General features: G+C 66.0%; 15 protein-coding genes. 6 read left to right on the top strand and 9 right to left on the bottom strand.

Translation table 11 applies throughout. The features are described from left to right. Positions 1-195: 195 nt before the first annotated feature. Entirely contained in the window at positions 196-1,686 is a 1,491-nt protein-coding gene (locus ACQRA4_RS01380) for a sigma 54-interacting transcriptional regulator (RefSeq protein WP_427821280.1), read from the bottom strand. 257 nt (positions 1,687-1,943) lie between these two features. Here ACQRA4_RS01380 and larB point away from each other — a divergent pair, with 257 nt between their 5' ends. Next, on the top strand, positions 1,944-2,720 hold the full coding sequence (gene larB, locus ACQRA4_RS01375) for a nickel pincer cofactor biosynthesis protein LarB (protein WP_427821279.1): 777 nt from the start codon (positions 1,944-1,946) through the stop codon (positions 2,718-2,720). 9 nt (positions 2,721-2,729) lie between these two features. On the opposite strand, the gene ACQRA4_RS01370 is transcribed toward larB, so the two are convergent. From ACQRA4_RS01370 to ACQRA4_RS01335, 8 genes are all read right to left on the bottom strand, one after another. After that, positions 2,730-3,656 (bottom strand): phosphoglycerate dehydrogenase, encoded by a 927-nt coding sequence (locus ACQRA4_RS01370; protein ID WP_427821278.1) that lies wholly within the window; start codon positions 3,654-3,656, stop codon positions 2,730-2,732. Positions 3,657-3,881: 225 nt separating this feature from the next. After that, positions 3,882-5,687 (bottom strand): translation elongation factor 4, encoded by a 1,806-nt coding sequence (gene lepA, locus ACQRA4_RS01365; RefSeq protein WP_427821277.1) that lies wholly within the window; start codon positions 5,685-5,687, stop codon positions 3,882-3,884. Positions 5,688-5,788: 101 nt separating this feature from the next. Further along, positions 5,789-6,493, bottom strand: a complete 705-nt coding sequence (locus ACQRA4_RS01360) for a DVU0298 family protein (RefSeq protein ID WP_427821276.1) — start codon at positions 6,491-6,493, stop codon at positions 5,789-5,791. An 87-nt stretch (positions 6,494-6,580) separates the two neighbouring features. Then, on the bottom strand, positions 6,581-7,180 hold the full coding sequence (locus ACQRA4_RS01355; protein ID WP_427821275.1) for a lysine exporter LysO family protein: 600 nt from the start codon (positions 7,178-7,180) through the stop codon (positions 6,581-6,583). A gap of 19 nt (positions 7,181-7,199) precedes the next feature. Further along, positions 7,200-7,514 carry a LysO family transporter gene (locus tag ACQRA4_RS01350; protein ID WP_427821274.1) on the bottom strand — a complete coding sequence of 105 codons (315 nt, stop codon included), beginning with the start codon at positions 7,512-7,514 and terminating at the stop codon, positions 7,200-7,202. Between the two features lie 128 nt (positions 7,515-7,642). Next, positions 7,643-8,425, bottom strand: a complete 783-nt coding sequence (locus ACQRA4_RS01345) for a hypothetical protein (protein ID WP_427821273.1) — start codon at positions 8,423-8,425, stop codon at positions 7,643-7,645. After that, complete coding sequence (gene coaBC, locus ACQRA4_RS01340; RefSeq protein WP_427821272.1) at positions 8,407-9,669, bottom strand: bifunctional phosphopantothenoylcysteine decarboxylase/phosphopantothenate--cysteine ligase CoaBC; 1,263 nt, start codon at positions 9,667-9,669, stop codon at positions 8,407-8,409. Before coaBC ends, ACQRA4_RS01345 begins: the two co-directional genes overlap by 19 nt. Next, positions 9,666-10,283 carry a hypothetical protein gene (locus ACQRA4_RS01335; RefSeq protein ID WP_427821271.1) on the bottom strand — a complete coding sequence of 206 codons (618 nt, stop codon included), beginning with the start codon at positions 10,281-10,283 and terminating at the stop codon, positions 9,666-9,668. Before ACQRA4_RS01335 ends, coaBC begins: the two co-directional genes overlap by 4 nt. Positions 10,284-10,404: 121 nt before the next feature. On the opposite strand from ACQRA4_RS01335, the gene queA reads away from it, so the two are divergent. From queA to ACQRA4_RS01310, 5 genes are all read left to right on the top strand, one after another. Next, positions 10,405-11,523: a tRNA preQ1(34) S-adenosylmethionine ribosyltransferase-isomerase QueA gene (gene queA / locus ACQRA4_RS01330; RefSeq protein ID WP_427821314.1), complete on the top strand. Its 1,119-nt coding sequence runs from the start codon at positions 10,405-10,407 to the stop codon at positions 11,521-11,523. Positions 11,524-11,597: 74 nt separating this feature from the next. After that, complete coding sequence (locus tag ACQRA4_RS01325; RefSeq protein WP_427821270.1) at positions 11,598-11,834, top strand: 4Fe-4S dicluster domain-containing protein; 237 nt, start codon at positions 11,598-11,600, stop codon at positions 11,832-11,834. Next, entirely contained in the window at positions 11,831-12,931 is a 1,101-nt protein-coding gene (gene vorB, locus ACQRA4_RS01320) for a 3-methyl-2-oxobutanoate dehydrogenase subunit VorB (protein ID WP_427821269.1), read from the top strand. Before ACQRA4_RS01325 ends, vorB begins: the two co-directional genes overlap by 4 nt. Then, on the top strand, positions 12,928-13,761 hold the full coding sequence (locus ACQRA4_RS01315) for a thiamine pyrophosphate-dependent enzyme (protein ID WP_427821268.1): 834 nt from the start codon (positions 12,928-12,930) through the stop codon (positions 13,759-13,761). The genes vorB and ACQRA4_RS01315 overlap by 4 nt, the downstream gene beginning before the upstream one ends. Next, positions 13,754-14,317, top strand: coding sequence for a 2-oxoacid:acceptor oxidoreductase family protein (locus ACQRA4_RS01310; RefSeq protein WP_427821267.1), 564 nt, complete (start codon positions 13,754-13,756; stop codon positions 14,315-14,317). The genes ACQRA4_RS01315 and ACQRA4_RS01310 overlap by 8 nt, the downstream gene beginning before the upstream one ends. Positions 14,318-14,398 lie beyond the last annotated feature (81 nt).

The raw sequence follows: 14,398 nt of genomic DNA, 5'->3' as shown, positions 1-14,398 counted from the left end.
GCGGCGCGGCGGCCAAGGACATCCCCGTCTCCGATCCTGTGCGCGGGACGGGGATGCCCCGGCGGGCGGGGCACACCCGCCGGGGGGCAAAAAACCTCGTCGTCTCCGGCGGGGCCCCAACAGCAGCCCGGTTTCCGCGTTATGCGGAAACCGGGCTTTGTTATGGAAGAAAGGAAGGCAAAAGGCCGAGGGCCGTCAGTCAACGGGATGGCCCAGGGAGCGGTATTCGTTGAGCTTGTTGCGCAACGTGCGCACGGAAATGCCCAGCAGTTCGGCGGCCTGGGTGCGGTTGCCGGAAGTGGCTTCCAGGCCCTTGATGATCATGATTCGCTCCATTTCATGCAGCGGAATCACGGGCCCGGCAAACTGCCCCGCGGCAGCCTCCGGCGTTGCCCCGCTTGCGGGCGTCGCCGGGCCCGCCGGCGCGGCGCTCGCGGCGGCCGCCGTCACGGCCGGTTCGGCGGCGCTTGCGCCCGCAACCTCCGGCGCGTCTTCCTCAAACAGGGGCCAGGCATCGTTTTCCAGCAGAAAATGGCGGGGCTCCACCGGGCGGCCGTTGGCCAGCAGCACGGCGCGTTCCATAAGATTTTGCAGTTCGCGCACATTGCCGGGAAACTCATACTGTCTCAGCCAGCTCACCGCGGCGTCGCTCAGGGGCGCGGGCGGCAACCTGTACTCGCGCGCATACATGTCAACAAAAAAGCGGGCCAGTTCCAGCACGTCATCGCCGCGCTCGCGCAGGGAGGGCAGGCGCAGCGGAATGACATTGAGCCGGAAGTACAGATCCTGACGAAACCTGCCCTGTTTGACCCAGTCTTCCAGATCGCGGTTGGTGGTGGCCAGCACGCGCACATCCACCCGCACGGTTTCCGCGCCGCCCACCCGGTCGATCTCGCCTTCCTGAAGCACGCGCAGCAGCTTGGCCTGCAGGGCCATGTCCATTTCTGAAATTTCGTCCAGCAGCAGGGTTCCGCCCGTGGCCAGCTCAAACTTGCCCAGCTTGCGGGCGATGGCCCCGGTAAAAGCGCCCTTTTCGTGGCCGAACAGTTCGCTTTCCAGCAGGTGTTCGGGCAGGGCCGCGCAGTTTACGGCCACAAAGGGGCCGCGCGCCCGTTTGCTCATGGCGTGCAGGTAGCGGGCGAACATTTCTTTGCCCGTGCCCGACTCGCCGGTAATCAGCACCGTGGCTTTGGAGGCCGCCACCTGCCTTGCCAACTGCAATACCCTGGCCATAGCCGGATGCCGCCCCACGATGCGCGGGCCGCCCTGACCCTCGGCATACTGCGGCCTGTGCCCGCCCAGTGTGCTGGAAGGCGGCACGGGCGCGCTCTTGCGCGGTTCGCGGGCCACGGCCATGATGCGTTCCACATCCAGAGGCTCCAGCCAGTAATCGCGCGCGCCCAGGCTGAGCAGGCGTTCCGCTTCTTCCGGGCTGCCCTTGTCGGTGGTGACGATGACCGGCGGAAAATTGGGGTCTTCCGCGCTCACGGCCAGAAGGTCTTCCACCCGAAAGCCGGGCAGGGTGGGCCGCGCGAAAATCACGCCGGGGCCGGATTTGCGGATAAATACCGAGGCGCCCTTGAGGTTTTCGGCGATGCCCAGTTCATAGCCGGCATCCCGCAAGGGCGGAAAGATGGCGGTTATGGCCTGGGCCGGAGCAAGAAAGAGGAGACGGCGGGTTGACATGGGCTTTTTTGTATCGTGTCGCGTGCCACAATGCAACAGCATGGCCTGAACCCAGCCTGATGACTGGAAGTCATTTCATGCTTCGCACGACATGACCGCCGGCGCCGACGAGATTCGACGCGGCGCGAAGGCCCATGAGTGCGCCAGGGAGCGCGTTTTTGGGCGAGCGTGCTTCACAATTCGGCCCTGAACCGAATTACGGCGCGAGTTCCGGGAAAAAAGCTGACAACGGACATGGCCTGGCGTATACAGGCCTTATGCAAGAAAGCGCCATTCGAGATATTCTGGCTCAGGTGGCCGCAGGCGGCCTTGAGCCTGACAAGGCAGTGGAGCAACTGGGTTTTGCAGCCGCGCAGGACACGCTGCACGGCCTGAATCTTGACCCGCAGCGCGCCCTTCGCGCCGGCCTGGGGGAAGTGGTTTTCGCCCAGGGCAAGAGCGAGGCCGTTCTGCTGGCCGCGGTGGAAGGTCTTTCCCGTCATGGGCCGGTGCTGGTCAGCCGCGTCGCGCCGGATCAGGCCCGGTCGTTGCGTGAGCGCTTTCCCACGGGTCTGCACTGGCCCGAAGCCCGGCTGTTTTCTCTGGGCGGCCCGGAAAACATGAGCCGGCGCATGACCCCGCCCTGGCCTTCCGGCGGAGAAGCCCTGGTGCTTTCCGCCGGCGCGGCGGACATGCCCGTGGCCCTGGAGGCTTTCGGCGCGCTGACGTTCTGGGGCTACGACTGCGGCTGCGTCACCGATGTGGGCGTGGCCGGGCTGCACCGCCTGAGCCCGCACCTGAAGGCTTTGCACAGCGCCAGGGTGATTATTGCGGTGGCCGGCATGGAAGGGGCCCTGCCCGGTATTCTGGCGGGGCTTACCCCCGCGCCGGTGCTGGCCGTGCCCGCCTCGGTGGGGTACGGCGTGGGCGCGCGCGGCTTCGCGGCCCTTTCCACCATGCTTTGCTCCTGCGTGCCCGGCGTGGCTGTGCTCAATATTGACAACGGGTTCGGCGCTGCGGCCTTTGCCGCCAAGCTGCTGGCCCGGCGACCGTAAAACGCGCGTTCAGCGCAGGCCCAGATCGCGCAGCAGATTGCCCGCGGCCATGCGCCCCATCTGTTCGGTGGCGCCGGCGGTGGAAGAAGAGCAATGCGAGCCCATGACCAGATTGTCCAGCGCGTACCAGGCCGGGTCCGCCGGTGGCTCCCGCTCAAAAACATCCAGACCCGCGCCGTGGATGCGCCCTTCCCGCAGGGCGGCCAGCAGCGCGCCCTCGTCAATGAGCCCGCCGCGTGCCGTATTGATGAGCACCGCGGTCTTTTTCATGGCGGCCAGCCGCCCGGCGTCGATCAGGTTGCGGGTTTCCTCCGTGAGTACCGTATGCAGGCTGATAAAATCGGCCTCGCGGCAAATGCGATCCACATCGGCCCGTTCAATGCCGTTTTCACGGGCATAGACCTCATCCCAGGCCACGTCGTGGGCCAGAATTTTCATGTCAAAACCGCGCGCCCGGCGGGCCACGCATTTGCCGATGGCCCCCAGCCCCACAATGCCCAGGGTTTTGCCGTAAAGGTCAATGCTCGTGATCTTGCTCCAGTCCCTTTCGCGGCAGCGCCGGTCAATAAGCGTCGCCTTGCGGGCCACGGCCAGCATCAGGGTCAGGGCGTAGTCCGCCACGGCATTGCTGTTGGCCCCCACAGTGCGCGAAACGGCAATGCCCCGCGCCTTGCAGGCTTCCAGATCAATATTGTCCAGGCCCACGCCGTACTTGGCAATGGCTCGCAGCTTCGGGGCCGCGGCCAGCACGGCGGCGTTCATGGGGTCCACGCCCAGAATGACGCCTTCGCACGGGGCCAGTTTTTCCTTGATGGCTTCTTCGGAGAGTATGCCGCCGCTGTCATTGCGGACGACCTCCAGCCCGGCGTCGCGCAGGGCGTCAAAAAGTTCGGGATTGTTTTTGCCGAAGGAACGGGGGGTTACAAGAATTTTCACGGCATGCGCTCCTTTCGAGTGTATTGCGCCTGAACTCGCGCGCCGCGCCAAGGTACGGGAAGCGGATTTGTCAACGCGGCGGCGCGGGGGAACAAGTTGTTGAACATTATGCCTGGTGTCTGATTGCAAAAATTCCGCGCGGAATCTTTCAGGATCGTTGGCGAAAAAACGTGGTTTTTCGCTCACTCGCGGGTTTTGTAATGTCTGCTTTTTTGCAAGCGGACACTAGTCGTCGCCCGCCTTGAGGGCGGCCAGAAAAGCCTCCTGCGGCAATTCCACATTGCCCATGCGCTTCATGCGTTTTTTGCCTTCCTTCTGTTTTTCAAGCAGCTTGCGCTTGCGGGTGATGTCGCCGCCGTAGCATTTGGCGGTAACGTCCTTGCGGAAAGCCGAGACGGTTTCGCGGGCGATGATTTTCTGGCCGATGGCCGCCTGAATGGCCACCTGAAAGAGCTGGCGCGGGATGGTGCGCTTGAGCTTGAGAGCCAGGGAACGGCCGTAGGCATAGGCCTTGTCGCGGTGCACAATGACGGCCAGCGCGTCCACTGGCTCGCCGTTGAGCATGATGTCCAGGCGAACCAGATCGGAATCGCGGTAATCCACGGGCTGATAATCCATGGAGGCGTAACCGCGCGTGGCCGATTTGAGCCGGTCGAAAAAGTCGTAGACAATTTCGGCAAAGGGCATTTCATAGGTCACCACCACGCGGTTGGCGGCCAGATAGTGCAGATTTTTCTGAGCGCCGCGTTTTTCCTCGCAAAGCTTCATGACATTGCCCACATATTCGTTGGGCACATGAATGTCCATGCTCACATAGGGTTCATACAGGGCGCGTATTCTGGTCGGGTCCGGCAGGTGGCTGGGGTTGTCGATCTCCAGGGTTTTGCCGTCCACGGTGTCCACCTTGTAGACCACCGAAGGCGCGGTGGCGATGAGACCCACCTCAAATTCGCGTTCCAGGCGCTCCTGAATGATCTCCATGTGCAGCAGGCCCAGAAAGCCGCAACGGAAGCCGAAACCCAGAGCCTGGGAGGTCTCCGGCTCGAAATTGAAGGCCGCGTCGTTGAGTTGAAGCTTTTCCAGGGCGGCCTTGAGGCTTTCGTACTCGTCGGACTCTGTGGGATAAAGCCCGCAGAAAACCATGGGCTTGACTTCCTTGAAGCCGGGCACAGGCTCGCGGGCCGGGTTGCCGGCCAGGGTGAGGGTGTCGCCCACGCGGGCGTCGCCCAGCTCTTTGATGGAGCCGCACAAAAAGCCCACTTCGCCGGCGGTCAGTTCTTTCACGTCTGTGGCTTCGGGCGAAAACACGCCCAGCCGCAGCACCTCGTATTCCTTGCCCGTGCTCATCAGCCGGACGCGGTCGCCCAGGCGCACCGCGCCGTCCATCACCCGGAACAGCGTCACCACGCCCTGATAACTGTCGTACCACGAGTCGAAAATCAGGGCCTTGAGCGGCGCGTCAGGATCGCCCCGGGGCGCGGGCAGGCGTTGCACGACGGCTTCCAGCACCGCATCCACGCCCATGCCGGTCTTGGCCGAAACCGGCAGGGCGTCGGCGCAGTCAAGGCCGATGCTTTCTTCTATTTCGGCCTTGACGCGATCCACCTCGGCGCTGGGCAGATCAATCTTGTTCAGCACCGGGATGATTTCATGGTCGTGATCCAGCGCCAGATACACATTGGCCAGGGTCTGGGCCTCCACGCCCTGGGTGGCGTCCACCACCAGGAGCGCGCCCTCGCAGGCCGCCAGGGAGCGTGAGACCTCGTAGTTGAAATCCACATGGCCGGGCGTGTCGATGAGATTGAGCTCGTATTCCAGCCCGTCGGCGGCCACATAGGGGATGCGCACGGTCTGGGCCTTGATGGTGATGCCGCGCTCACGCTCCAGATCCATCTTGTCCAGATACTGCTGTCGGGCTTCGCGCGCGCTGACCACCCGCGTGAGTTCCAGAATGCGGTCGGCCAGGGTGGATTTGCCGTGATCAATATGGGCGATGATGCAAAAATTGCGAATGCGATCCTGTGTGGGCATGGCGTGTCCTGCAAGGGCTGCGGGGTACGAAAAAAGAAAATTTTAGGCGAAAAGCCCGGCAAAGTCCACGCCGCGCCGGCGTTCGCGCGGGCGGCTTCTGCCTATGCCGCGCCGGCGGGCGCGATTTGCGCCAGAGTCTCGCGGGCCAGATCGCTCACGCTTTTTTCATGAATCCTGTCGCCGTCGAAAAGCTCGCAGCATTCGTCGTGCCCGGCGGCGGCCAGACGGCGCAGAGCGGGCGCGTCCATGATATCCGGCGGCAGGCCGCCCAGAGCCCAGGCGGCCATGCCCCGGCAGATCACGTCCTTGTCGTCCAGCCCCTTGCGCAGCCAGGGGCGCGCGGCGGCGCAGAGCTGGGGCCGGGCCCTGGCCAGACGGCCGACGGCCCAGTAACAGGAACGGCGCAATATGTCGTTGTCGCAATAATTGTCGTCCCGGCCCAGGTTAATGATGTAGGAGATCAGCACCCGGTGAAAATCCCCGGCCAGAAGGGGGCTGGCGGCCAGGCTTTCGCCGAAGGCTTCGGGAATGCCCCAGCCGATGTTGCCGGACTCCTCGTTCAGATGCCACATGAAACGGCGGATGATGTTGCGGGCCGCCTCGGGCTCGTCTTCGGCCAGGCGCGCCGTGGTCAGCCCCAGGGCGACGGCGGCCCGGTGCATGGTCTGCGAATCCAGCGGCAGAAAGGAAAAAAGCGGCCCCACATGGGTCGCGCCGCCCGCGGCGATGTCATGCAGATGCTCCCGCCATTGCGGACTCTGCAAATATCGCTTCAGTTGCTGTTTGGCCGAACGCATCCGGGGCATGGCTTTCCTCCGCGGGGCTGACGTGTTTTCACAAGAATTACGGTTTTTTCAGCATCCGGCAAGTGGTCGAAGCGCCCCGCCGCCGGGCTACAGGCTACAGAAAAAAATGACCCAGAACGGCACGCTGAAGTCCAGAACCATGGCGTGCACGATGGAGATGAAAACCCAGTCCCGGCCCGCGTGGCGGGCGATGACGGGCAGAGTGGTATCCATGGTGGAGGCCCCGCCGCAGGCAATGGGGGCCAGCGGCCCCAGCAGGCGCACCAGCAGCGGCGTGCCCACCAGGGTCAGGATTTCGCGTAAAATATTGCTGAGCAGGGCCACGGTGCCCAGCTCAGCCCCCTTGTACTGGGTGATGAAAATGGAAGACAGGGAATAATAGGCAAAGCCCGCGCCCACGGCCAGGCAGTCCGCCAGGCTGTAGGTCAGAAAAAGGCTGGCCGCCGCCACGCCCGCGAAGGTTCCCACAGTGGTGGCCAGCGGCGCCAGCAGCACGCGCGGACGCAGTGTGCGCAAAATTTCGCCCAGCCGCCGGTCCGAGCCGATGGACAGGCCCACCAGGGCCATGAGCAGCCAGAGCACCTGGAGGGTGGGGTCATGCTCCACAAAATAGCGGGGGATCAGGCCCAGCCGGGCCAGCCCCAGCCCCGCGCCGAAAAAGGCCAGAATGAGCAGGCTTCCAGACATGGGGGGACGCTCCGGCTCGTTAGCCGCCGCGCGGCGGCTGGGCAGAACCCTCAGCGCCGTGAACCGGGGGAAAATCGCGGAACCAGCGCCGGATCGCGGCCGCGCAGAAAAGAGAACCGGCCACGCCGGCCAGGCTCAGCAGCAGGGCCTTGCCGCCCAGCAGGGGCAGATTGCGCATCAGCTCCTCATTGCCGCCCACGGCCACGCCCAGAAAAAAAAGCAGCAGCATGATGGCGGGCGATATGCAGCGGTTCAGCGCGCCAAGCCAGCTCCGCCCCCGCAAAAGCCGCCCCAGCAGTATGCCCAGCAGCATCAGGCCGATAGCTATGAACATTTTTACATTTCCCCAGATTCTGGCCCCGTTGAAAAACACCGGGCTGCGTTTCAACTGCCGGCGCGAAAAAGTTTTTCCTCATCCTCCCAAGCGACGGCTTGCCCCAGGCGCGCCCGCCCGACCGTCTGTCAGGCCCGAACCACCTGGCGCAGGGCCTGCCGCAAAAAAGCCAGCATGGCCGTGTAACGCCGCTCTTCGTGCAGCAGATATTCCACATCCCAGAGCACCCAGACCAGATGGCCGTGATGGCGAGTCTGTTGCAGGGGCCGCAGACCGGCCGGCAGAGCCAGCGCCCTGGTCGCCGCCGAGCCCATGACCACCACGCCGCGCGCGCCCAGCTGACGCACGCCGGACCAAAAGGCGTCGGCATGGGGCGCAAAGCCGTCCGCGCCCGCCGCGTCCGCCCCTTCCGTCTGGGCGGGCAGACAGGCGGGCCAGAAGGTGTGGGTGCCCGCCGGATGGGCCAGATCGCCCAGCAGGCGTTGCAGAAAGGCGCGTCGCTCCTGGCGTTGCCTGTCGCCCCCTCCGGCGTCGCAGATATCCCGACCGAGATTCCAGTAGGTCCAGACCACCAGCCCGGGCCGGGTGGCCGCCAGACGTTCTTGCCAGGGCGCGGACCACGCATGCGGCGGCAGGGGCCGCCAGCGGCCGTCGTTCCGGGCGGCTGTGGAGGGCGCGGGCCGATCCGCCTCGGCGACAGCCCGCGCCGGGGCGGGGGCGCGCTCCACGCGTGGCGGACGACGCGGCTCAGCCGGATGAAGCGGGCGGCCCGGTGGCGGATTCCGGCGCGCCGGCTGCGGCAAGACGGCGCTGAACGAGCGCTCCGGCGGGACATCGCCGGGCAGCAGCAGGCAACGCAGGCCGTGGCCTTGCCAGAGCGCGCCCAGCGGATTCATATCCGCAAAAGCCATGAGCACAGCTCCCAGGCCACATCGGCCTTACCTTGCGAGGGCCAGATCTCCTCGCGACCGCGCGCGTCAACCACGGCCATGCTGTTGGTGGAGGCGCCAAAGCCGCCGCCCGGCGCGTTGACGCGGTTGGCCGCCAGCAGGTTCGCCTTTTTCCGGCGCAGCTTGGCGCGCGCCAGAGGCAAGAGGGCGTCCATGTCCGGGGTGGTTTCCGCCGCGAAAGCCAGCACTTTCTGGCCGGGGCGGCTCGCGTCGGCCAGGCTTTGCAGGATGTCCGGATTCGGGCTGAAATGCAGGCTGAAGCCTTCTGGCGCCTCGGATTTCTTGAATTTGAGCCCGCGCCCGCCTTCCGGGGGGTCGGGCGAAAAATCGGCCACGGCGGCCGTGAACATGCCCATATCCATATCCGGCCAGAGGCTTTGCGCCGCGTCGCGCATTTCGCGCGCGCCGGTCACGTCGAAGCGGCGCACGCCCCGCGGCAGAAAGGCCGTGACCCCCGGCCCGCAGACGGCCGCCACCTCGGCGCCGCGCAACCAGGCGCAGACGGCCAGGGCCGCGCCCATCAGACCGCTGGAGGGATTGGACCAGAAGCGCACCCCGTCCCAGGCCTCGCGCGTGGGCCCCAGCGTGACCATGACCTTCAGCCCGGCCATGTCCTGCGGGGCCAGAGCCCGCAAGGCGGCCAGAAAAATTTCGGGCAGGGCCGCCAGCCTTCCCCGGCCTTCGTCGCCGCAGGCCGTGCCGCCGCAGTCCGGCCCCGCAAAACGCGCGCCGCGTCGCTTCAGCAGGGCCACATTGGCCTGGGTGGCCGGGTGCTTCCACATGCGCGGGTTCATGGCCGGGGCCAGAACCAGGGGACCGTCAAAAGCCAGGGCCTGCGCCGCCAGCATGTCCGAAGCCGCGCCGTGGGCCAGACGCGCCAGAGCGTCGGCCGAAGCCGGAGCCACTATCATGGCCTGGGCGCGCTGCCCCGGTTCCAGATGGGCGAAAATATCCTGCCCCTGATCGAACATGCCGCCATAGACCGGCAGCGCGCCCAGCGATTCAAAAAGGAGGGGCGTGACGAAACGCCGTGCGCCGTCCGTGAGCGTGACCGAAACATGGATGTCCATCTTGAGCCAGGCCCGCAGCAGATCCGCGGCCCGGTAACAGGCCACCGAACCGCAGACGCCCAGATGCAGGCGCTTGAGGGCAAAGCGCGTGCTCTGGTCAAACGGCGCGGCAAACGACACGGGCGGGCGGTTCACAGATTGCGCTCCTGCAAGCCGGAAGCGCCGGGGCCGCCGCCCTGATCGACGCCCCCGCCCCAGTGTTCGGTGGCGCCCGGCGCTGGCCCTCCCGGCGCTGCGTCGCTGATGGGAGGGTATTCCTCGGCGGGCAATTCGACGCCGTTTTCCGCGGCGCCGGGCAGGCTGAGGGCCGAACCGTCGGGCAGGCGCTCTCCCGTCCAGATTTCAAGGATGGTCAGTACGGTCTGGCGGCGAAAAGCCAGCACGGCCAGGCTGTTGCCCTTGTCGTAAAAATAGAGTGAGCGGTCCCCCTTGCGCAGAGAGAGGCGCAACTGCCAGCCCTGCCCCTGCAGGGCCGTGAACATGCTCTGCGCCGCCTGCGCGGCGTCCACATTGCCGCGCAGGGTTTCCAGGCCCTCGCGGCCCCCGCCGGCGCCGTAATTCATATAGCCGTGCGAGGCGTAGCGCTGCATGCCGGCGGGCAGGGGCACGCCCAGCAGATGGCTGGACGCCGCGTCCACGCCGCCGGTGAGCGGATCATTGGAAAAAGGATTGCCGACGCCCACGGAGGCGCAGCCTTGGGCGGCGGCGAGAACCAGCCCCAAAGTGAGGGTGACAAGCGTGCGTCGCATGGCTATACTCCTTGCCCCGGACGCTCAGGCCGTCCGGGTTCAGGAACACAGCCTAGCCTCTCCGCCGCGCCCTGACAAGCCCGGCGGCGGGCCGGGCGCAGCAGCGAGGGCCGCCGCAGCCATGACCCCCGAAGAAGCCGATTTTTTTCTGAGCAGCTACCGTTTTGATCTGCCGCCGGAGCAGATCGCCCAGTTTCCCCCGGAAGAACGCGGCGCGTCGCGCCTGCTGGTCATGCCGCGCGAGGGCGCTGCTGATCCGCGCTCCGAACTGCGCCATGCCGCCTTCGGTGATCTGCCCGACCTGCTGCCGCCCGACGCGCTGATCGTGGCCAACAATTCGCGCGTTCTCCAGGCCCGTCTGCTGGGCTTGCGCGCCACGGGGGGCAAGGTGGAATTTCTGCTGCTCACGCCCCTGCCCCTGGTCATGGAGCGGGCCGCGCCAGACAAGGCCAGCGGCGCGGACGCCTTTCGCGCGGAGGCCGAAGGGCTGGTGCGCTGCGGCGGCAGCGTGCGCGAGGGCGAAACCCTTGCCTTCGGCGCGGGCATTCGCGTCACGGTGCTGGAATCCGGCCCCTTCGGCAAACGCCGGGTGCGTCTGGCCTGGCGGGGCGATCTGGGCAAGGCCTTCGCGGCCACCGGGCACATCCCCCTGCCGCCCTATATCAAGCGCGCCGACGGCGAGGAGGACGGCAGCCGCTACCAGACCATCTACGCCAGGGACGACAAAAGCGGTTCCGTGGCCGCGCCCACGGCCGGCCTGCATTTTACCCCGGCCATGCGCGAAAAACTGGAGGCGCGGGGTTTTGAATGGGCCGAAGTGACCCTTTATGTGGGGTACGGCACCTTCAGCCCGGTGCGCGGCGAAGACATTCGCGGCCACCGCATGCACCGCGAATATGTGGAAGTGCCGGAGGCCACCGCCGAGGCCGTGGCCAGGGCCAGGGCCAGGGGCCGCCCCGTGGCGGCCGTGGGCACCACCAGCGTGCGGGCCCTGGAGGGTGTGGCCGAACTCTGCGGCCGGGTGCAGCCCTATACGGGCTGGACAGACATTTTTCTCTATCCCGGCAGGAGCTTCCGCGTGGTGGACGCCATACTGACCAACTTTCACCTGCCGGAGTCTTCGCTGCTCATGCTGGTTTCAGCCTTTGCCGGGCGTGAGCGCACGCTGGCCGCCTATGCCGAAGCCGTGGCCAGGGGCTACCGCTTTTTCTCCTATGGGGACGCCATGCTTATCAAATAGCCCGGCCAACTCTCCGGCCCCGTCCGTTGCGGGCGCAATGCCGGCGAAGACGCCGCAAGGAGCGCAAAAAACATATGTCGCGAATAGTTTTTCTGGAAGAGCGCTGCAAGGGCTGCCGTCTCTGCGTGGAGGCGTGCCCCGTGCATATTATCCGCCCGTCGGGCCGCTTTAACCGCCAGGGATATGAAATTATGCTGATGGACGGCCAGTGCGCGGGCTGCGCCGCCTGTGCCGTCATGTGCCCGGACGCGGCCATCCGGGTTTTCAGAAGCGTCAAGGGCAAAAGCTCGTCAACAGGGGGCGCGGCATGAGCGCGCCCCAGACGGAACGCGTGCTGATCAAGGGCAATGAGGCCGTGGCTTTCGGCGCGGTGGACGCGGGCTGCCGCTGCTATTTCGGCTATCCCATCACGCCGCAGAATGAAATCCCCGAGGCTCTCTCCGTGCTGCTGCCGGAGCGTGGCGGGTCTTTCGTGCAGGCCGAAAGCGAAGTGGCCGCCTCCAACATGCTGCTGGGCGCGGCGGCCTGCGGCGTCCCGGCCATGACATCGTCCTCCGGCTGCGGCATCTCGCTGATGCAGGAGGCCATTTCCTACATGGCCGGCAGTCATGTGCCGGGCGTCATCGTCAACATGCAGCGCGGCGGCCCGGGGCTGGGAGACATCGGCCCCTCTCAGGGCGATTATTTTCAGGCGGTCAAGGGCGGCGGGCACGGCGACCACCGCAATCTGGTGCTGGCCCCGGCCACGGCGCAGGAGTGCTACGACCTCATGTTCCGGGCCTTCGCCCTGGCCTTCAAATACGCCAACCCGGTCATGGTGCTGGGCGACGCCATTGTGGGCCAGATCAAGGAGCCCGTGCGCCGCGAGCCGCCCAAAGACGCCCTGCCTCCCGAAGCCGTCCGGGCGCTGTCCAGAGACTGGCGGCTGGAGGGTTATGGCAGGCGCGGCGAAGGCGCGGCCCCGCGTCTGCTCAAATCAGTGTATCTGGCCGAGGGGGCTCTGGCCGGGCGCAACCGCCTGCTGATGGAAAAATACGCGGCCATGCGCGCGGAATGCGCCTTTGAGCAGACGGATACGGATGACGCCGAACTGATCGTGGTGGCCTTCGGTTCCGTGGCCCGTATCGCGCGCGGCGCCATCCGCCGTTTGCGCGCCGAGGGGCATAAGCCGGGTCTGTTCCGGCCCGTGACCCTTTACCCCTTTCCCGCTGAAGCCCTGCGCGCCCTGGCGCCGGGACGGCGCTTTCTGGTTATCGAGCAGAATACCGGCCAGATGGTCGAAGACGTGCTTCTGGCGCTCAGCGGAAAGGCCGCCGTCTCCTGGCACGGGGTCATGCCCGGCCTGTTCATCGGCGCGGACGAGCTGACGGAGCCCATCCTCCGGGTTCTCAAGGAGAAAGAATCATGAACCGGCTTTCAGAATCAGCCGACGCGCTGCGGCCGCGGCCGGGCGAACGCCTGGCGTTTGACGTCACCCCTGTTCTCAACGAAAGGCCCACCCACTATTGCCCCGGCTGCCATCACGGCATCGCCCACCGTCTGGTCTGCGAAGTGCTGCATGAACTGGGCGTGGCCGACAGGGCCATACTGGTGGCCTCGGTGGGCTGCGCGACCTTTACCTATGATTACTTCAATGTGGATGGCCTGGAGGCGCCGCACGGTCGGGCCTGCGCCGTGGCCACGGGGGTGCGCCGGGCCAGGCCCGACGCTGTGGTGTTCACCTATCAGGGCGACGGCGACATGGCCGCCATCGGTCTGGCCGAATCGTTGCACGCGGCCAACCGGGGCGAAAAGATCACCGCCATCTTCATCAACAATACGGTCTACGGCATGACCGGCGGGCAGATGGCCCCAACCACCCTGGTGGGTCAGAAAACCACCACCACATGCCAGGGCCGCTCTCTGAGCAATGAGGGCGGGCCGGTGCGTCTGGCCGAGATCATGGCGCAGCTTGACGGCGTGGCCTATGCCGAGCGTTGCGCCCTGGATTCGGTCAAGCATGTGCTCGCGGCCAAAAGGGCCATGCGCAAGGCTTTTGAAGCGCAGCTCGACGGTCTGGGCTTCGGTTTTGTGGAGCTGCTTTCGGGGTGCCCCACCAACTGGCATCTGGACCCGGTGGCGGCCAACAGGCGCATCGCCGAGGCGATGATGCCGGTCTTTCCCTTGGGCGTGTTCAAGGACGCGACCGCGACCGGGCCGGCGGACGCCGGACAGGCCAAGGAGGCTCCCCGTGGCTGAGTATCAGGACGTGATCATGGCCGGTTTCGGAGGTCAGGGGGTGATGCTGATCGGCAATCTGCTGGCGCAGGCCGCTATGGAGCACGGCCTGGAAGTGAGCTTCATTCCTGTTTACGGCGCTGAAATGCGCGGCGGCACGGCCAACTGCACCGTGGTGCTGGACAGCCGCCCCATCGCTTCGCCCCTGGTGCGTGAACCCATGTCCGTCATTGTGCTCAACGAACCGTCGCTGGACAAGTTTCAGCCGCGCTTGCGCAAGGACGGCGTGCAGGTCGTCAACGCCTCGCTGATCAGAGAGGGCCTTTTGGACAAAAGGCTGCGCAGCGTCTGCATTCCGGCCAATGACATGGCCCATGGGCTGGGCAATGTGAAGCTGGCCAACATGGTGGCCCTGGGGGCCTGGCTCAAGGCTACGGACGCTCTGCCGCTGGCGGCGGTGCAAGAGGCGCTCAAGCGCGTGGTCAGCGCGCATTACTCCAGACTGATTCCGGTCAACGCCCAGGCCCTGGAGGCCGGCTACAGCTTTGCCCGGCGGGATGCCGGCCAGGAAGCATGAGGGGGTGCGGCGTCGCCGGGCAAGCCTGACCCCAGAGCTTTTTGCTTTTGAAATGTTACCATTTCAAAAGCCGTGCCCGCC

The sequence above is a fragment of the Desulfovibrio sp. SGI.169 genome, assembly GCF_050313595.1.
GTDB lineage: Bacteria > Desulfobacterota > Desulfovibrionia > Desulfovibrionales > Desulfovibrionaceae > Desulfovibrio.
This window is presented reverse-complemented; position numbering and strand designations above follow the sequence as displayed.